The sequence below is a fragment of the Prescottella equi genome (assembly GCF_002094305.1).
GTDB classification, from domain to species: domain Bacteria; phylum Actinomycetota; class Actinomycetes; order Mycobacteriales; family Mycobacteriaceae; genus Prescottella; species Prescottella equi.
The window spans coordinates 92,564-111,510 of sequence record NZ_LWTX01000002.1 but is presented as its reverse complement, the minus strand read 5'-3'; the positions used below and the strand labels follow the sequence as shown (position 1 = coordinate 111,510).

Sequence of the window (18,947 nt, the reverse complement as noted above, 5' to 3'; positions counted from 1 at the left end):
CGCGGGCTGAACCGACGGCCCCCGGTCGCCGGTCGCTAGGCTGGGCGCCATGAGTGAGCAGGGAATTTCCAGCGGTTTCTCCACCAGGGCCATTCACGCCGGTTACGAGCCGGATCCGCAGACCGGTGCGGTCAACGTCCCGATCTACGCCAGTTCCACGTTCGCGCAGGACGGTGTCGGCGGCATGCGCGGCGGGTTCGAGTACGCGCGCACGGGCAACCCGACGCGTCGTCCGCTCGAAGCCAACCTCGCGGCGCTCGAATCGGGCACGTTCGGCCGGGCGTTCGGCTCGGGTATGGCAGCGACGGACTGCGTGCTGCGGTCGCTGCTGCGCCCCGGCGACCACCTGGTGATCCCGAACGACGCCTACGGCGGCACGTTCCGACTGATCGACAAGGTCTTCACGCAGTGGGGAATCGAGTACACGCCGGCCGCGGTGTCCGACGTCGATGCCGTTCGCGCCGCGATCCGGCCGAACACCAAGCTGGTGTGGGTCGAGACGCCGACGAACCCACTGCTCAACGTCGGTGACATCGCGGCGATCTCCGAGGTGGCGCAGGCCGCCGGCGCGAAGCTGGTGGTGGACAACACGTTCGCTTCGCCGTACCTGCAGCAGCCGCTGCAGTTGGGTGCCGACATCGCGCTGCACTCGACGACCAAGTACATCGGTGGCCACTCCGACGTCGTCGGTGGTGCGCTCGTGACGAACGACGAGGAGCTCGACACCAAGTTCGCGTTCCTGCAGAACGGCGCCGGCGCGGTGCCGGGTCCGTTCGACGCTTTCCTCACGATGCGTGGCATCAAGACGCTCGCGCTGCGTATGGAGCGGCACAGCGACAACGCCGAGAAGATCGTCGACCTGCTGACCGGGCACTCCGCGATCGCTCAGGTCATCTACCCGGGCCTCGAGTCACATCCGGGGCATGCCGTGGCGGCCAAGCAGATGCGCCGGTTCGGCGGCATGATCTCGGTGCGCCTGAAGGGCGGCCGGCAGGCCGCGCTCGACTTCTGCGCGCGCACACAGATCTTCACGCTCGCCGAGTCGCTCGGTGGTGTCGAGTCGTTGATCGAGCACCCGGGCGCGATGACGCATGCGTCCACGGCCGGGTCCGCGCTCGAGGTTCCCGAGGATCTGGTGCGTCTGTCGGTGGGCATCGAGGACGCCGCCGACCTGCTCGCCGACGTCGAGCAGGCGCTCGGCTGATCCGGCCCCACCCCCGCGTTTCGCGCACTTGTCGTCGCGTCCGGTGAACACCGGTCGACGACAAGTGCGCGAAACGCTGAGGGTTTCCTGAATCCCACCCCCGGCAGTCGGTTTGCCCGTTACCGTGAGTCCTCGGATCAAGTACGACCCCAGGAGCGGTGTATGACATGGGAGCCCGCAGCCGCCATCGTGGCTGTCGCAGCAGTAACAGGTGTCGCGTTCCCGGCAGTGGCGAATGCAACTCCCGATCAGGCTCCCGAAACACAACCGGTACCGGCCGCGCTGCAGTCCGCGCCGCAGCTCGTGGAGCCGGTGAACAGCATCGTCGCGCTGCTCCCGCCGGACATGCGGCAGCAGGCGGCCAGCGATCTCGTGCGGGCCATCCCCGCTCTCGAAGCCCCGAAGCCTGCTGTACCGGAGGCGTCCCCCACACAGGCCCCCACGCCGGAAGCCGCTGCGCCCGAGCCGGCCCCGCCGGTGGCGGCTGCGCCCGCTCCCGCTCCCGCTCCCGTCGTGTCCGCTCCGGTCGCGGTTGCGGACACGGCTCCCGCGATCACTCTGCCCGGCGTCGGTAGTCTCACGCTGCCGACGCTGCCGGCGATCCTGCCCACCGCGAATTTCGGTCAGGTCGGCGCGATCGCTGTGTTCGCCCCGTGGCTGCGGCAGGCCGGCGAGATCTGTGGCGGCGTGAAGGCGCCCACGCTCGCGGCCCTGTTCTCCGTGGAGAACGACTTCCGGTACGGCCCCACGGCGCCGGTGTCGCTCGCAGGAGGGCGCGGACCCGCCAAGTTCATGCCGAGTGAGTGGGCCAAGTACGGCAAGGACGCCGACGGGGACGGCAACGCCGACATCCTGGGCGTCGCCGACTCCGTCATGGCGGCCGGACACATGTTGTGCGACAACTACGCTCAGGTCGAAGCCTGGAAGAACGAGGGGCTCGTCCAAGGCGACACCCTCGACCTCGCGTTGGCGGCCTTCAACGCGGGCGCCCGCGCGGTGCGCAAGGCCGGCGGGGTCCCGTCGGGCGTCGACGACGCGGCCGACCAGAGCGGCCCGTACATCCAGAAGATCCGGGCGTCGGAGGGACAGTTCGAGCAGTTGCTCTCGCCGTTCGCGAACTTCAACCTCGACATCAACCTGCCGACCACCGGTATCGGTGGCGCGATCGTCCAGCTCGCGATGCGGTACCTGGGCCTTCCGTACGTGTGGGGCGGTGGCAACATCAGCGGTCCGACGGCGGGCGGTTTCGACTGCTCGGGCCTCACGTCGTATGCGATCTTCGCCGCCAGTGGCGGCAAGGTCGTGTTGCCGCGGACGTCGGAGACCCAGTGGGGTGTCGGAACGGAGATTCCGATGGCCGCCGCGCAGCCCGGCGATCTGGTCTTCGGCAACTGGCAGGCCGGCGGTCCCGGGCACGTCGGCATCTACATGGGCAACGGCATGATGGTGCACGCGCCGACCTTCGGCGAAGTGGTGAAGGTCGGCCCGGTCTTCGACGGAATGAAGGCGCGCCGCGTACTGGCCTAAAATCACGAGGTGAGTGCGACGCCCGATCCCCGTGACCTGACCACCGCTGCCATCGCGGACCTGCGTGCCTCCGGCCCGTCGACCGGCGAGGACTGGGCGCAGCGGCTCGTCGACGCCGGGCACGGCTCGCTGCCGGAGATGACCGAGTTCGTCGAACTGCTGGACCATCCCTCGGTGGTGCTGCTCGCCGACGGCCGCAACGCGGTCCTCGACACGCTGCTGGAGGGGCGGGTGTTCACCCACCGGCTGTCGGGCGGTGAGATCGAGTCGGGGTTGCTGCACGCCGACCCCGACCTGGCCCCGGTCGTGATGTCGGCGCTGGGACGGGCCGACGAATCGGTCCGTGTTCTCTTCCCGGACTACGACGCCGACGAGCTGGCGGCGCTGGGGATCGCGGACGAGGACCTCCCGGACGGGCCCGTGCTGCTGTTCGGAACCGAAGCGCTGCAAGGATTTTCGTCGGTCGATCTGATCGCGGTGACGGTCGGCGCCGGCGGATCGCTCGAATTGTCGTCGGCCGGCGGTGATGTGGCCGACGTACCCGACATGGCCGATCGGCTCGACCGGATCGTCGGCGCGGACAACGCGGACAATCTGGAAACCGTTGCCTGGCAGCTGCTTGCGGACGACGACGCCCTGTGCGCCACGCCGACGATGCCGCTCGGCGAGCTGATCGAGGCCGCCGGCTACGAGTGCGAGGGCGACTACATCGCTGCGCGCGGTTTCGATTTCGATGCACACCACCTCGCCGCGCACATCGCGATGGTGGCGCGAGAGCACGAGCTGCACCCGGACGAGGCGAGCGCGGTGGTGTCGTTCGTTCAACTGGTCGGCATCGTGCACGACGACGAGCTCGATCTCCCGGAGGTTCTGGCGCGGGTGTGCGAGGACGCGGACTCCGTTGCGGGGTTGGAGGATCCGGCGGCGGCTGCCGCGGTGCTGGATCTGGTCAACGCGGTCGAGGACGACTACATCCCCGCGCTGTACACGACGGCGTCGGCGGTGGTGGGTGCGGGGCCGCGGCGAGCCAAGGCGTCGGGTCACTGGCTGGCCGGGATGGCCGCGGACACCCTCGGCGACGTGCTCGAGGCCGAACGCCACTTCGCGGACGCCGCGGCGATGGACGAGGAGTGGACGCCGGCACTGTTCGAACTGGCGCAGATCGCGTCGGACCGCGGCGACGCACAACGGGGACTGTCACTGCTGGGCCGGATCGACGGCGGCCGGGACGAACGGCTGTACGACGTGCTGACTCGTTTCGCGCCCGCCGAGCACCCCGAACTCGGCCGTAACGACAAGTGCTGGTGCGGGTCGGGGCGCAAGTACAAGGTGTGTCACCTCGGCAAGGCCGACGCCACGCTCGACGACCGTGCCTCCTGGCTGTACGAGAAGGCGACGCTGTACGCGCAGTCGACGGTGCTGTTCGATCTGGTTCTGGGGCTGGCGCAGCGTCGGGCCGCGCACTGGGACGACGAGGACGCCGTTGCCCGCGCGTTCGACGAGCCCCTCGTGATCGACACCGCGCTGTTCGAGGGCGGCCTGTTCCGCCTGTTCGTCGCCCGGCGCGGGGTCCTGCTGCCGGCGGACGAACGGGAACTGGCCGACCGCTGGCTGCGGGTGCGGCGGTCGGTGCACGAAGTGGTGTCCGTGGACGGTTCGACCGCGACGCTGCGGGATCTCGCCACCGACGAGTCGGCCACGGTCGACGACGGGGCTCGCGCGGTCGGGGAGTTGCTGTGCGCCCGCGTCGTGCCGACCGGTGAGCGGACGCAGATCCTCGGCGGCGTCGAACAGGTCGACCCCGACCGACTGGACGCGGTCCTCGCCGTGCTGACGGCCGACGACGTCGAATCCGAGGACGTCGTCGACGTGCTGAACTGACCGGTCCCGAGAACAGCCGAACCCCGGTCCGAGCGGATGCTCGGCCGGGGTTCGGGACGTTCGAGGCGGGATCAGCCGTGGTACGGCTCCGCGCTGATGAGCGTGACCTTCATCAGGCTGCCGTTGGGCAGGGTGTACTCGCGGGTCTCGCCGACCTTGGCGTTGAGCAGGGCTCCACCGAGCGGCGAGTTGGGGGAGTAGACCTCGAGCTTGTTGTCGCGGGCGCCCTCTTCACGGGTCGCGATCAGGAACGTCTCGGTGTCGGACTCGTCGCCGTCGTAGTAGACCTTGACGACGGACCCGGGCAGCGCGACGCCGGACTGCGTGGGCGCCTCGCCGACCTTGGCGTTGTTCAGCAGCTCCTGCAGCTGGCGGATACGCGCCTCCTGCTGGCCTTGCTCCTCGCGCGCAGCATGGTAGCCACCGTTCTCCTTGAGGTCGCCCTCTTCGCGACGCTCGTTGATCTCGGCGGCAATGACCGGACGATTGGCGATGAGCTGGTCGAGCTCATTCTTGAGCCTGTCGTGAGACTCCTGAGTAAGCCAGGTCACCTGGGTCTCGGTCATTCTCGATCACTCCCTTGTAGTCGAAGTCCGGGTGGACTCCCTCGGCAGATCGCTGCGAACAGCAACGATCAACGGTCAGGCCGGCTCTAGTCCGTGGCGAAATCCCCCGGGTACGCCCACCGCGTGAGCAGACTCGTCCTGCCGTCAATGCAGCAATACACGGCTCCGAGTGGAACCGTGTATCGACTCATTTTAGCACGATGAGGGTTTTCGGCCGATCGGAACAACGGCCGATCGGCCGTCCGCTCAGCCCGCGCGAAGGTAGTCCGGAACGTTCGTACTGCATCCGTACAGATCGCCCATAGCGGGCGGCTTGGATGCGTAGACGGGGGCGGTGATCTCGACGGTGTCCGAGTCGGACGGAGCGACGTACACCTCGCGGCGGCCGGTCTCCGAGCCGTCCTTGGACCGGGTCCGGATGATGCAGACCGCGGGCTCGGATGGGTTGTCGCGCGTCACGGTGAACTGGATGTTCATCGTCCGGTCGTCGACGATGTCGAATGCGATCTGCTTGCCCTCGACGTCCTTGACCGCGAACTTGGTGTAGCCGATGTACGCGATTCCGATGCCGGCGAGCACCACGAGGCCGGTGAGCAGCAGCTTGCCCCAGGGGAGCGGACCCGACCGGCGTCGGGCGGTTCCGTAGCGATCCGGGGAGGGGGTACTGCTCATCACTCTGCTCTCGCGCCGTCGGTCAAGGGGGCTGTGTGCGGCCGTCGGAGTCGCCGTTTACCGCGCGTAGCGGGGGTACGACAGACGGTCGTATGTGCCAGGTGGAACTATAGGGGAAGGACGACTGCGCCCCGCGAGTGGTAGCGGTCGGACACTGCAGGTGACACGCCACGACAGTGACACGCGAAGCTGAGGTGAAGACACACGTGAGCGGATTCCGACTCATGGCCGTTCATGCCCATCCCGACGACGAGTCGAGCAAGGGCGCTGCGACGATGGCTCGCTACGCCGCGGAGGGCAACGAGGTTCTCGTGGTGACCCTCACCGGTGGTGAGCGTGGCGACATCCTCAACCCGGCGATGGACGTGCCGGGCATCCGGGAGCGGATGAGCGAGGTGCGGCAGGAGGAGATGGCCGAGGCCGCCCGCATCCTCGGGGTGCGGCAGACATGGCTCGGATTCGTCGACTCCGGACTGCCGGAGGGCGACCCCAAGCCGCCGCTGCCCGAGGGTTGCTTTGCGCTCGAGCCTCTCGAGGTGCCCACCGAGGCGCTGGTGAAGGTGATCCGCGAGTTCCGCCCGCACGTGATGACCACGTACGACGAGAACGGCGGCTACCCGCACCCGGACCACATCAAGTGCCACGAGGTGTCGATGGCCGCGTACGACGCGGCCGCCGATCCGGAGCAGTTCCCGGACGCCGGTGCGCCGTGGGAGGTGCAGAAGGTCTACTACTCGCACGGATTCATCCGGAAGCGTCTGGTCCAGTTCCAGGAGGAGTACGAGCGACGCGGCGAGGACTTCCCGATGGCCGAGTGGTTGAAGAAGTGGAAGACCGAGCAGGGTGACCTCATGGCGCGGGTCACCACGCAGATCGAGTGCGGCGACTACTTCCCGCAGCGGGACGACGCGCTGCGTGCCCACGCGACCCAGATCGACCCCAACGGGTCCTTCTTCGCGGTGCCGCTCGACATCCAGCAGAAGATCTGGCCGACCGAGGAGTTCGAGTTGGCCAAGACCCGGGTACACACCGCAATACCGGAGAACGACCTGTTCGCGGGCATCGTGAAGGATGAGAAGCAGTGATGACGACGTTGGCGTGGGAGATCCTCGCCCAGGGCACGAGCACCCCGAGCAGCCCGCAGGGGCCCGAGTTCGGCAAGGCGTCACCGCTCGGGCTGGTGCTCGTCGTTGCGCTCCTGGTCGGCACGGTCCTGTTGATTCGTTCGATGAACAAGCAGCTCAAGAAGCTCCCGGACACGTTCCAGCCCGAGCACCCCGAGGCGGATCAGGCGGCGGACGAGGGAACCGATCTGGGGGTCGCCACGATCGCCGAGGTCACCGAGCCGAAGCAGAGGGCCGAGCACAGGACGCAGGATTCGCGGACCGAGCAGGACCCGCCTGCGAAGCCGGCGAGCTAGGGGGCGTCGTGACTTCGCCGGGGGGACGTGAGCGCAACACGCTCGGCGAGGCGACCAGCCCGTATCTGCGTCAGCACGCCGACAACCCGGTCCACTGGCACCAGTGGGGACCGGACGCGCTGGCGTGGGCGCGCGAGAGGGACGTGCCGGTCCTGCTGTCCATCGGCTATGCGGCCTGCCACTGGTGCCATGTCATGGCGCACGAGTCGTTCGAGGACGACGCGACGGCGGCCGTGATGAACGAGTACTTCGTGTGCATCAAGGTCGACCGCGAGGAGCGGCCCGACCTCGACGCCGTCTACATGAACGCCACGGTCGCGATGACGGGCCAGGGCGGCTGGCCCATGACGTGCTTCCTCACCCCGGACGGTGCGCCGTTCTACTGCGGTACGTACTACCCGCGGGAACCGCGCGGCGGGATGCCGTCGTTCGTGCAGCTGCTCCACGCAGTCACCGACACGTGGCGGAGTCGTCGCGGTGATGTGGACGACGCAGCCGCGTCTGTGGTGGCGGAGCTGCGTCGCAGCAGCAGCGCCCTGCCCGCGGGTGGGGCGCCGATCGACGTCCCGCTGCTGTCGGGTGCCGTTGCGAACGTGCTGCGCGACGAGGACCGCGATCACGGCGGGTTCGGCGGGGCGCCCAAGTTCCCGCCGTCGATGCTGCTCGAAGGACTGCTGCGGTCCTACGAGCGGACGTCGGCCGGACCGACCCTGCGGGCGGTCGAGCGCACCGCGGAGGCGATGGCCCGCGGGGGCATCTACGACCAGCTCGGTGGCGGCTTCGCCCGCTACTCGGTGGACACCCAGTGGGTGGTGCCGCACTTCGAGAAGATGCTCTACGACAACGCTTTGCTGGTGCGGTTCTATGCGCACCTCGCCCGTCGGACCGGTTCGGCGCTCGCACGCCGCGTGACGGAGGAAACCGTCGACTTCCTTCTGCGCGACCTTCGCACCGCGGCAGGGGCGTTCGCCTCCGCACTCGACGCGGACACCGACGGCGAGGAAGGCCTCACCTACGCGTGGACGGCGCAGCAGATCGCCGACGTCGTCGGAGACGACGACGGGCGGTGGGCTGCCGAGACGTTCGCGGTCACCGACACCGGAACCTTCGAGCGCGGCACGTCGGTGCTGCAGTTGCCCGCCGATCCGCTGGACGCGGATCGGCTGGCCGACATCCGTTCACGGCTACTCGCCGCGCGAACCCGGCGTCCGCAGCCGGCGCGGGACGACAAGGTCGTCACGGCCTGGAACGGACTGGCGATCACCGCGCTCGCCGAGGCCGGGGCCGCGCTCGGTCGTGCCGACTGGGTCGAGGCCGCCGAGGAATGCGCGCACATGGTGCTGTCGACGCACCTGGTGGACGGACGGCTGCGGCGCGCGTCGCTCGGTGGGACGGTGGGGGAGCCGGCCGGGATTCTCGAGGACTACGGCGCCCTGGCGACGGGATTGTCGACGCTGCACCAGGTAACCGGTGCGGCCGAGTGGCTGGAGGCGGCAACAGGACTGCTGGACACTGCCATCGATCACTTCGCCGACCCCGACGAGCCGGGAAGCTGGTTCGACACCGCCGACGACGCCGAGACGCTGGTGGCCAGGCCCCGCGATCCGCTGGACGGCGCGACGCCCTCCGGGGCATCGGTGACGACGGAGGCACTGCTCACGGCGTCGTCGCTGGTGGCCGCGGACCGGTCGGCGAGGTACGCGGCGGCCGCCGCGGACTCGCTGAATCGTGCCTCGGTGGCCCTGCAACGTGCACCGCGATCCGCCGGGCACTGGCTGGCCGTCGCCGAGGCGTTCGTCCGCGGACCCCTGCAGATCGCGGTGTCCGAGGACGCGCCGTCCGAGCTGTCCATGCAGGCGCGGGTTCTCGCGCCCGGCGGCGCTGTGGTGGTGGCAGGGCGAGCGGATTCCACGCCGCTGCTGGCGGACCGGCCGCAGATCGACGGGGCGCCCACCGCCTACGTGTGCCGGGGATTCGTGTGTGATCGGCCGGTGACGGACCCGGAGGATCTGCGCGCGCAGATCGAGAGATGAGTTCGGCCCGTTCGGCGATGCCGAACGGGCCGAACTCGAATCAGTCGCTCAGGAGCCGAAGCTGCTCAGCACGTTGCCGGCGACGGCAGTGATACCGGACAGCACGTAGTCGACCGAGTCGATGATGCCGGCGAGAACGAGATCGGCACTGCCGAACGGGATGCCGATCGCGGCGGTGAGAGAACCGAAGTCCATGGTGTACCTCCAAGACAGGGCGGGCCGGGGAGTGAGCCGGGCCTGCGAAATATGGTGGGGTGCTCCGTGGAGGAGCGAGGGCGCCGCAGGTTCAGGAATGAACCCGACTGCCCCGATGCCGAATCAGGCTCAGCTGCCGAAGATGCCGAAGATGCCCTCGACCGAGCCGGTGATGGTGTCGAACAGGTCCTCGAGCGCGGCCGATGAATTGGCGAACAGGCCTTCGAGCGATCCCATGTGAGTCTCCTTGCGTAGTGCGGTGGGCGCCCCACTGCTCGAGCGGTGCGCGATCTGTCCGCGAGTCGTCCGACTCGTGACGGGTGAGACGCTAGCAATCGGTTGGTATCTTTTGTGGCGATTTCAGATATTCGTGAAACCGGACCGCGGCGCGAATCCCTCACGTACCTTTGGCGGTTCTTCGCGCGTCGTCTCTGACGTTTTCTGGCTTTTCGTCAACGCGGCCGATTTCCCGCCGGTATTTGTCCATCGGATCAGGGGCCGGTATCCCGTTCTGGGTGCGCACTACAGTCCCGTAAAGCGGAAACAGCTGGGGCCCGTGCATATCTGCACGGGCCCCAGCTGTCCTGCCGACGTACTCGATCGGCGTCGACCTCAGCTCAGGACGAGGCCGGCGTAATCGATCAAGTTGCGGAACGAATTGAGCAGGCCGACACCGAGGGCGTCGACGCTCATCACGGGGATCTTGATCAGGTCTGCGAGCGAGCTCATTTCCAACCTCCGGATTTGTTACAGGCCCCCGTTGAGGGCGCTGTAGTCGATTGATGTGAAGCGGGTCGTGATCGCATCGCGATCACGCACAGTTCGCCGGTCGAGCTCAGGCCGAATCAGGCCCCACTGCTCGTGACGATGCCACCCAGCCAATCCAGGATGGCCTTGACCGTGCTGCCCGCCAGATCGATCGACTGGACGGAATCGAAGATGTCCGCTAAGGAACCCATTTTCTACTCCCGACAGTGTGCGGCCGCGCATCTCCGCCGGGGTCCCGACAGAAATGCGAGTGCCGAGTTCAGCACGAGCAATTGCCCGTACGCACCGAACTGTAGCAACGAACGGTCGGTTCGTCCTGTCGAAACTGCGGCGTTTCTTCCGGTTTCGTAAACTGGTCGAACGTTCGACAGCGATAAGGTGACCGCAAGAGTCCATGTGCCCGAAGTCGTTGCGGGCACGACCGCTTCGTCGACCGAGCGCTACCGGAGGGCTGCTTCGATGGTGGGCCACGAGCGGCCGAGTTCGTCGCGCCAGTACGGCCACGCGTGGACGCCGACGGGCTGTGCGCTGCGGGTGACGTCGACACTGGCGTCCCGAAGTGCCTGCGCAAGTTGATCGGTGCACAGGTTCGAGCCGGCTTCGAGAAGTCCACCCACGATGACGGTCTGCGCGATGCCTTGGTGATTCAGTGATTCGTGTGGTCCGGGTAGGCCGTTGCCGGAGGAGAGATAGATCTTCTTGCCTGCGAGGGCGGACGCATTGCGGAAGAGGTCGTGCTCACGCCATGCCTCGCTGCCCTCCGGACCCCACATCATCTCGGAGTTGGCCATGCCGTTGAGCACGACCAGATCGGTGAGCGCACGGCCGACGGGGCCTTCGGTGAGATAGCAACCGCTGTAACCGACTGCGCCGGTGTATAGGTCGGGCGTCCTCGACGCCAACATCAGTGCGCCCTGCGCACCGGAGGAGATTCCGCCGATCACGTTACGTCCATTGGTAGCGAACTGCGCATCGATGACCGAGGGCAGTTCCTCGGTCAGGAACGTCTCCCACTTCGTCTTGCCGAACTTCGGGTGCTCGGTCTCCCAGTCGGAGTAGAGGCTGCCTGTTCCCCCGACGGGCATGACGACGTAGGCGTTCTTGTCCGCAAAGAACTCTTCGGCATTTCCCCGGCGCGGATCGAGCCAGTTGGTGGTGTCGACCTGACCGGAGTTGCCGTCGAGCAGGTAGTAGACACCCCGCGCTTCGGAGCGGTCCGCCGGCACGATCACGTTCACAGGTACGTCGCGACCCATGGCCGCTGAAGTGACCTGAAGGAGAAGGAGACGATCGGTGACGTCGATCGTCTCGACTATCGACGCTCGGGTGCTCTGAGATGGTGTCTCGGCGAGTGAGAACGGAGCGGCGGCAACCGACATCGTGGTCAATGCAGTTGTCGCGGCGAGGGTGCACGCGGCGCGACGGAGGTGGGTGGACGTGCTGCGTCGTCGGAATGTTCCGAGGCTCGTCATTCTCGATGTCCTTCGGGGCAGGCTGTTCAGGTGCGCCGAGCCTGCGGTGCACGAGGTCGGTGGGCGCGGGCGCGCACGAGTGCCAGGGCTGAGTAGGCCGAGGCGCCAAACGCAAACGGGACCCGCGCAAATCAATTGCGCGAGGCCCGATTGCGGTGCGTCCGGATTTGCTACTTCGGCATTCCGCCGGGGTAGCCGCTCAGCGTGAAGAGGGCATTGATGCCCTTCGTGATCTGTGCACTCACGCTCCCGGTCACAACTCCGAGGGCTTCGTAGATGGATCCCATGATTCTCCTTAGATGTCGCGGATCTGAGTGATCGACGGGCCGTGTGGGCTGGGGCGCGAAACGAACTCCAGCCGACTAGGGTGCTCGATCGTGAACTGACGGAGTACTACGGCGTCGGGGCGGCCGAGAAGCTGTCGATCGAGCCGAAACCGATGTTGACGAGTTCACCAAGGGCGGCAAGCGCTTCCGTGATGCTCGTCTGAGCCGAACCGAGGAACGCCGGGAGCAGGCCGTCAGCCATGAGCGAGCCGAGCCCTTCATTTCCCAAGATCGCTCCGAGAACTCCTTCGAGTGAACCCATTTATGCCTCCTCAGGACGTTATGTGTACCCGGCGCCGAATCCCGCACACGGGATTCGGATGACACACCGGTTTCCGCGCATCACGGGCTGATTGCCTGTGATCCGAACTGAACGGTAACAACGGATCACGGGCGGATGGGTCGGTTTCGCGAAACTTCTCGCAAATCAGAGGAACGTCCGGCGATATCCGAGGTCACGGCGCGATCAGCAGATTCCACCAGTGCGCGGAATGACTGCGTGAGGAGAACCTTGTAGCGATCGGTGTCCGGCATCATTGCAGCGTCGGCACAGAACGAGATCTCGATTTCGTCGTCGTGATGGGACACGATCAGGTGCCTCAAACCGACCCTGTCGATGATTCCCAGAATGCCGAAGCTTCGCACCAGGGGCGCATTTCCGAGGACGAGGTCCTCGCCGGTCCACGGGATGTTGCTGACCATCGTGTTGACTGCTTCGACAGTGTCGTCGGACCGATTGCGCAGGTTCTGCAGTCGTATGACGAGACTCAGCAGCCAAGCAGGCGATGTGTCGATTCTCGAAGCGGCCGCCTGGACGTCGGGATTACGGTGCCGATTCTTCTCGGCGCGGACCGAAGTGTGGATGGCGCGCAGTCGCTGGATCGGGTCGTCGATGTCCGTATGGAGGTCCACCGCCATCAGCGCCAAGTGGTTCGCGCGGTTCCCGTCCGGATGGTCCGCCACCCCCGGACGGGTGCCGCGCAGCGACATCGGTACCAGTGCTGCGAGGGAACTCGGCGGTGTCTCGTCCTTCTCCGCGAGGTAGCCGGCGAGTGCGCCGGAAATCGTCGCCAGCAGAACGTCGTTGAAGGTCGCGCCCTCGACGGCGGATCGAACGGTGCGGATGTCGCTCGGTGAGAAGCTCACGACGTCGAAAGTGAGGTCCGAGGTGATGGCCGTGTTGAAGCGAGTCGCGGGGCGCCGCGGAGGCGCCGGAGCGATCGCGCCGGATCGGATCTGCTCGGCAACCCGGCGTGCTCCTTCTCCGGACTCGGTGAGTCCTCGGCGGAAGGCACGCCACTGCCGGGGCAATCGGCCGACGGCGCGGACGAATTCGGCGGTCGTGGACCACCTCGCCGTCGGTCGGGGAACAGGTGGGTGATCGCCCGCGCGGCCGAAGATACGCAACGCCAGGTCGCGTGCCGCGAGACCGTCCCCGGAGCTGTGGTGGCAGCGCAGAACCGCGACCGTCATGCGGTCGGGCAGGCCGTCGATGCCGGTGACGTCGGTGAGGAAATGCAACTGCCACGGCGGGCGGGTGAGATCCAGCGGCTTGCCGGAGAACCGCGCGATGTGGTGGCGCAGCGCATCCCATCCGGGGCCGTCGACGCGTTCGACGATCACGTGCTTCGAGAGGTCGAGGGTGGGGTCGGGGACCCAACAGGGATAGTCGAGAGCGAACGGTACGTGCCGGAGCCGGCGGGTGAACACTCCGCTGTAGCCGAGACGCGGACGCATCCAATCGATGGCCTCGGCCTGTGTGATCGACGTGGTCTCGGCCGTCGTGTCGAAGAGGTAGATGCCCGTCGAGTTCGAGATGTGGTGCTCGCGCTCGTGATAGACGAAGTCGGCATCCTGTGGGGCCAGTCGGGTGACGTCACCCACCGTGCCTTCGGTCGTTGTCACACTGTTCCTCCCGCGTCGGATCAGAACAGGGTAGGCAGACCGACTCGCCCGGCGGGTCCGTTTTGCGTTGCTCGGGCCTACCCGAACACCACCAGGCAGACCGCGACGAAGTGGCACAGAGCCGCGACCGCTGTTGCGGCGTGGAAGAACTCGTGGTGCCCGAAAGTCTGCGGCCACGGGTTGGGCCACTTGGTGGCGTAGAGGACCGCGCCGGCGCTGTAGAGGACGCCGCCGACGGCCAGCAGGACCATCGGTGCCACGCCGGCCTGGTCGACGAGTTCGCCGGCCACCGGGACGATCGCCCAGCCGAGCAGGAGATACAGCGGGACCCCGATCCAGCGAGGAGCGGTGGGCCAGAGCATCTTCAGTGCGACGCCCGCAAGCGCGCCGCACCACACGACGGTCAGTAGGACGGCGCCGGTGTGCGGTGGCAGTGCCAGCAGTCCGAACGGGGTGTAGCTGCCGGCGATGAACAGGAAGATCATCGAGTGGTCGGCGCGTTTCATCCACGTCCGCGCGCGAACCGTGTGCCAGTGGATCCGGTGGTACGTCGTGCTCACCGCGAACAGGCCGCAGACGGTGACGCCGTAGACGAGGGTGGCGATTCCGGCGCGCGGCCCTTCGGCGGTGAAGGCGAGCGATACCAGGACGGCGCTCGCGAGGATGGCGACCACGAGTGACCACGCGTGGATCCACCCGCGCATGCGGGGCTTGACCGGGAGGTCGTCGAGTCCGAGTGCCGTCATGTCGTGCCCTGTCTGTCGTTCCGCTCCATGGGACAGTCTCCGCAAAAGCTACGCAACAGTAACCTACGGTACCGTAACCTGGAAGGGGGTCGGTACTGAGGCATTCGCGACACTCGGGTGCTCGGCGCGGGCACCGCAGGTTCGCGGCGTAGTCTTTGATCCCGTGGTGATGTCCAGGTGAAGTTGCGCGGCCTGCTGTACAGCATCTACGAGCGACGGCTCCTGCGCCGTCTCGACGGTTTACAGCATCCGCGCCATGTGGCGGTGATGTGCGACGGCAACCGCCGGTGGGCGCGTGAGAACGGATTCACCGACGTCAGCCATGGTCATCGGATGGGCGCGCGCAAGATCGCGGAACTGCTGCGCTGGTGCGACGCGGCCGGGATCGAGATGGCCACCATCTACCTGCTGTCCACCGAGAACCTGCGGCGCGAGCCCGAGGAGCTCGACACGCTGCTCGAGATCATCACCGAGGTGGTCGAGGAGATCTCCGGGCCGGGCAAGAACTGGAGTGTGAAGATCGTCGGCACGCTCGACCTGCTGCCGGAGGATCAGGCGCGGCGGCTGCGGGAAGCCGCCGAGGGCACCCGTGGCCGCACGGGCACCCACGTCAACGTCGCGGTCGGCTACGGCGGCCGGCAGGAGATCGCCGACGCCGTCCAGTCCCTGCTGCGCGACAAGCTGGCTGCAGGGCTGACCGGCGACGACCTCGTCAAGGCGATGAGCGTCGAAGGTATCGACGGGCACCTGTACACGTCGGGCCAGCCCGATCCGGACCTGGTGATCCGGACGTCGGGGGAGCAGCGGCTGTCCGGCTTCCTGCTGTGGCAGAGCGCGTACTCGGAGATCTGGTTCACCGAGGCCTACTGGCCCGAGTTCCGGCGCGTCGACTTCCTGCGCGCGCTGCGCGACTACGCCGCCCGGCACCGACGCTTCGGCACGTAGCCGCCGCCGTCGGCGCGGGGCGTCCGACGGTCGTCAGCTCGCCGGCGGGGTGAGGGCGGGGTACCAGATGTCGGTGAGGACCTCCGCGGCCTGGTCGCGGGGGATCTCGATCGTGCCCTGCACGGCCCAGCGGGTGAAGAACCGTTCGAGTTGCGTGACGAGGAGTTCGATCCGGACCCGCGCCTCGCGCTCCCGGGCGCTGCCCCAGCGTGCGAGGTAGGACGGCATCGCGTCCGGTAGTGCCGCGATGGCCTCCCGGGCAGGTTCCCGGAAGTCCGGCTCGAGGACGAGGGCCTCGTCCCACGCGGGCAGGATCGCGCGATTGCGGTCGAACCAGTCGATGGCGCGCTCGACCCAGCGGGTGAACTCGGCCCGCGACCCGGTCCCGAGGACGTCGTCGAGGTCGGCGTAGACCGACGCGGCGCGTGGGTCCATCGACTCGGATCCGATCTTGCGCAAGATGTCGGTCTTGCCGGTGAAGTGCAGATAGAACGTGGCCCGGCTGCAGCCGGCTGCGGACGCGATGTCCTCGATCTTCACTGCGGCGTAGCCGTTCGCGGCGAACAGGTCTCGCGCGCAGTCGAGAAGGCGTCGGCGCGTCAGCCGCTTCTGCTCGTCCCGCAGTGTCGGCTTCCTGACTGGCGCTGCTCCGGTCTCGTTCAATGCACACCTCCGGTCAGATCGTACGGACACTGCCGGTTCCGCCCCGCCGACATTCGCTTGACAGTATGTCAGCGAATCCGGTTCTATGACGTACGTCACGTCCTTTCAGTTGTCTGCTGCAATCCGATTGTGGGAAGGGAGCTTCCATGCCCCAGCTGCCCAAGGTGTGCATCATCGGCGCCGGCTGTTCCGGCTTCACCACGGCCAAGCGGCTCAAGGATCACGGGATTCCGTACGACTGCTTCGAGGCGTCGGACGACGTCGGCGGCAACTGGTACTACAAGAACCCCACCGGCATGTCGTCGTGCTACGAAAGCCTGCACATCGACACGTCGTCGACCCGGCTGCAGTTCGAGGACTTCCCGGTTCCCGCGGACTGGCCGCACTTCCCGCACCACTCGCTGATGCACGGCTACTTCCGTGACTACGTCGAGAAGTTCGGCCTGCGGGAGACCATCACGTTCAAGACGATGGTCGAGAAGGCGCGGCGGAACGCGGACGGCACCTGGGACGTCACACTCGACACCGGCGAGACCCGTACGTACGACGCCCTCGTCGTCGCCAACGGACACCACTGGGATCCGCGGATGCCCGAGTATCCGGGCACCTTCGACGGGGCGATCATCCACAGTCACGACTACCTCAACGTGTTCGACCCGATCGACATGCGCGGCAAGAACGTCGTGGTCGTCGGTATGGGCAACTCGGCGCTCGATATCGCGTCGGAGCTGTCGCACCGGTCGATCGCGAAGCACGTGTGGGTATCCGCCCGGCGCGGGGTCTGGGTGCTGACCAAGTACCGCGAGGGCAAGCCGGCCGACAAGATGATGATGCCTCCGTGGATGCCGAAGAAACTGGGGCTGGCCATCGCGCGGCGCAAGATCAAGAAGTCGCTCGGTCAGATGCAGGACTACGGTCTACCCGAGCCCGACCACGAGCCGCTCGGTGCGCACCCGTCGGTCAGTATCGACTTCCTGGCGAAGGCGGGATCCCGGGACCTGACGTGCGTTCCCGCGATCGAATCGCTCGACGGCGACCACGTCCGGCTCGTCGACGGACGGCGGATCCCCGCCGATGTCGTCGTGTGCGCCACAGGGTACAACATGAGCTTTCCGTTCTTCGACGATCCCTCGCTGCAACCGGATGCGCAGCACCGCTTTCCGCTGTTCAAACGGATCATGCAGCCCGGTGTCGACAACCTGTTCTTCATGGGCCTCGCGCAGGCGTCGCCGACGATCGTCAACCTCGCCGAGCAGCAGAGCAAGCTGGTTGCCGGCGTACTCACCGGCACGTACGTGCCGCCGTCGGACGACGAGATGCGGCGCATCATCGGGGCCGACGACGCGGCCAGCCTCGCGCAGTACTACCAGACGCCGAGGCACACGATCCAGGTCGACTTCGCGCGCTACGTGCGGGACTTGAAGAAGGAGATCGCGGCCGGCGAGAAGCGGGCACAGCAGGCGCCGGTGGGGGCGCGATGACGGCCGTCGAGGGCTTCGCCGACCCCGCGTTCTCGGGTTTGCGGGACCTGTTGCAGCGCAACCTCGACGACGGCACCGACGTCGGGGCGTCGGTGTGTGTGGTAGCCGAGGGGGAGACCGTGGTCGACCTGTGGGGCGGTGTCGCGGACGTCGACACGGGCACCCCGTGGGTCAAGGACACTGTCGTCAACACGTACTCGCTGACGAAGACCATGACGACACTCGCGGCGTTGCTGCTGGTCGATCGTGGGCAACTCGATCTGGACGCGCCCGTCGCCCGCTACTGGCCGGAGTTCGCGGCGAACGGCAAGGGCGCGGTGCTGGTGCGTCACGTCCTCGGTCACACGTCGGGTGTGAGCGGTTGGCAGCAGCCGGTGTCCCTCGCCGACATCTGCGACGCCGTCCGGGCGGAGGACCTGCTCGCGGAGCAGGCACCCTGGTGGGAACCCGGCACGGCGTCCGGCTACCACGCGACGAACTTCGGGCACCTCGTCGGTGGAATGGTCCGCCGCGTCACCGGGGTCGGTCTGGGCGAGTTCTTCGCGACGGAGGTCGCGGCGGCCTGCGGCGGCGACTATCTGATCGGTGTTCCTGCCGACGTCGATCCGAGGATCGCGCCGCTGATCGCGCCCCCGCCCTCCGGATTCGACTATGCGGCACTGCCGCCCGACGGGGTGTTCGTCAAGACGATGGCGAACCCGGTGATCCCGGTGCCGGAGACGTCGAGCAGGTTGTGGCGGAGCGCGGAGATCGGTGGCGCGAACGGTCATGGGAACGCGCGGTCGGTCGCACTGGTCCAATCAGTCGTTTCGCACGGAGGCCGGACGGTGTCGGGGGAGCAGTTGCTGCGTCCCGCGACGATCGACCGGATCTTCGACATCCAGTCCGACGGCGTCGACCAGGTGCTCGGCGCGGCAGTGCGTTTCGGCCTCGGATACGCGCTGCCGGCGCCCGCGATCCATCCGTCGATCCCCGACGGGCGGGTGTGCTGGTGGACCGGGTACGGCGGTTCGATCGTCGTCAACGACCTCGACCGCCGGATGACCTTCGCATACGTGATGAACAAGATGTCCCCGCAACTCCTCGGTGCACCGCGCACCGAGAGTTACGTCGCGCAGGCGTACGCGGGGCTGTGACCCGGGT

The 18,947-nt window shown here is 67.3% G+C and carries 17 protein-coding genes; 9 read left to right on the top strand and 8 right to left on the bottom strand.

The genetic code is table 11. The features are described from left to right. Positions 1–49: 49 nt before the first annotated feature. From A6I89_RS06085 to A6I89_RS06075, 3 genes are all read left to right on the top strand, one after another. Positions 50–1,204: a cystathionine gamma-synthase gene (locus A6I89_RS06085; protein WP_013415280.1), complete on the top strand. Its 1,155-nt coding sequence runs from the start codon at positions 50–52 to the stop codon at positions 1,202–1,204. Between the two features lie 162 nt (positions 1,205–1,366). Then, a complete protein-coding gene (locus tag A6I89_RS06080) occupies positions 1,367–2,731 on the top strand; it encodes a C40 family peptidase (protein WP_080668374.1) in 1,365 nt (454 codons plus the stop codon). Between the two features lie 9 nt (positions 2,732–2,740). Continuing rightward, positions 2,741–4,612 carry an SEC-C domain-containing protein gene (locus A6I89_RS06075; protein WP_022594722.1) on the top strand — a complete coding sequence of 624 codons (1,872 nt, stop codon included), beginning with the start codon at positions 2,741–2,743 and terminating at the stop codon, positions 4,610–4,612. Positions 4,613–4,683: 71 nt separating this feature from the next. Here the strand turns inward: A6I89_RS06075 and greA are convergent, their stop codons facing one another. Further along, positions 4,684–5,178: a transcription elongation factor GreA gene (greA, locus tag A6I89_RS06070; RefSeq protein ID WP_005514653.1), complete on the bottom strand. Its 495-nt coding sequence runs from the start codon at positions 5,176–5,178 to the stop codon at positions 4,684–4,686. Between the two features lie 246 nt (positions 5,179–5,424). Beyond that, positions 5,425–5,850, bottom strand: a complete 426-nt coding sequence (locus A6I89_RS06065; protein ID WP_005514652.1) for a DUF4307 domain-containing protein — start codon at positions 5,848–5,850, stop codon at positions 5,425–5,427. Between the two features lie 206 nt (positions 5,851–6,056). On the opposite strand from A6I89_RS06065, the gene mca reads away from it, so the two are divergent. The 3 genes from mca to A6I89_RS06050 are packed head-to-tail and all read left to right on the top strand — an operon-like array spanning position 6,057 to position 9,303. After that, entirely contained in the window at positions 6,057–6,935 is an 879-nt protein-coding gene (gene mca, locus A6I89_RS06060) for a mycothiol conjugate amidase Mca (RefSeq protein WP_005514651.1), read from the top strand. Continuing rightward, positions 6,935–7,270 carry a hypothetical protein gene (locus A6I89_RS06055; RefSeq protein WP_005514650.1) on the top strand — a complete coding sequence of 112 codons (336 nt, stop codon included), beginning with the start codon at positions 6,935–6,937 and terminating at the stop codon, positions 7,268–7,270. The genes mca and A6I89_RS06055 overlap by 1 nt, the downstream gene beginning before the upstream one ends. A gap of 8 nt (positions 7,271–7,278) precedes the next feature. Continuing rightward, positions 7,279–9,303: a thioredoxin domain-containing protein gene (locus A6I89_RS06050; protein WP_022594724.1), complete on the top strand. Its 2,025-nt coding sequence runs from the start codon at positions 7,279–7,281 to the stop codon at positions 9,301–9,303. 48 nt (positions 9,304–9,351) lie between these two features. On the opposite strand, the gene A6I89_RS24570 is transcribed toward A6I89_RS06050, so the two are convergent. From A6I89_RS24570 to trhA, 5 genes are all read right to left on the bottom strand, one after another. Further along, the gene (locus A6I89_RS24570; protein WP_005514648.1) at positions 9,352–9,498 is read right to left on the bottom strand and encodes a hypothetical protein; all 147 of its coding nucleotides are present in this window, start codon (positions 9,496–9,498) and stop codon (positions 9,352–9,354) included. 1,208 nt (positions 9,499–10,706) lie between these two features. Beyond that, positions 10,707–11,738, bottom strand: coding sequence for an alpha/beta hydrolase (locus A6I89_RS06045; RefSeq protein WP_022594728.1), 1,032 nt, complete (start codon positions 11,736–11,738; stop codon positions 10,707–10,709). A gap of 393 nt (positions 11,739–12,131) precedes the next feature. Next, entirely contained in the window at positions 12,132–12,326 is a 195-nt protein-coding gene (locus tag A6I89_RS24350) for a hypothetical protein (RefSeq protein ID WP_022594730.1), read from the bottom strand. A 125-nt stretch (positions 12,327–12,451) separates the two neighbouring features. After that, on the bottom strand, positions 12,452–13,969 hold the full coding sequence (locus A6I89_RS06040) for a wax ester/triacylglycerol synthase domain-containing protein (protein ID WP_022594732.1): 1,518 nt from the start codon (positions 13,967–13,969) through the stop codon (positions 12,452–12,454). A gap of 77 nt (positions 13,970–14,046) precedes the next feature. Continuing rightward, positions 14,047–14,715 (bottom strand): PAQR family membrane homeostasis protein TrhA, encoded by a 669-nt coding sequence (gene trhA / locus A6I89_RS06035; RefSeq protein WP_022594734.1) that lies wholly within the window; start codon positions 14,713–14,715, stop codon positions 14,047–14,049. Positions 14,716–14,892: 177 nt separating this feature from the next. Here trhA and A6I89_RS06030 point away from each other — a divergent pair, with 177 nt between their 5' ends. Continuing rightward, positions 14,893–15,660, top strand: a complete 768-nt coding sequence (locus tag A6I89_RS06030) for an isoprenyl transferase (protein WP_005514642.1) — start codon at positions 14,893–14,895, stop codon at positions 15,658–15,660. A 33-nt stretch (positions 15,661–15,693) separates the two neighbouring features. Here the strand turns inward: A6I89_RS06030 and A6I89_RS06025 are convergent, their stop codons facing one another. Then, entirely contained in the window at positions 15,694–16,323 is a 630-nt protein-coding gene (locus A6I89_RS06025) for a TetR/AcrR family transcriptional regulator (RefSeq protein WP_005514641.1), read from the bottom strand. Between the two features lie 146 nt (positions 16,324–16,469). On the opposite strand from A6I89_RS06025, the gene A6I89_RS06020 reads away from it, so the two are divergent. Together A6I89_RS06020 and A6I89_RS06015 are read left to right on the top strand one after the other, a co-directional pair. Beyond that, a complete protein-coding gene (locus tag A6I89_RS06020) occupies positions 16,470–17,804 on the top strand; it encodes a flavin-containing monooxygenase (RefSeq protein ID WP_022594736.1) in 1,335 nt (444 codons plus the stop codon). Continuing rightward, positions 17,801–18,940, top strand: coding sequence for an EstA family serine hydrolase (locus A6I89_RS06015; RefSeq protein ID WP_022594737.1), 1,140 nt, complete (start codon positions 17,801–17,803; stop codon positions 18,938–18,940). The genes A6I89_RS06020 and A6I89_RS06015 overlap by 4 nt, the downstream gene beginning before the upstream one ends. The last annotated feature ends 7 nt before the right edge of the window (positions 18,941–18,947 follow it).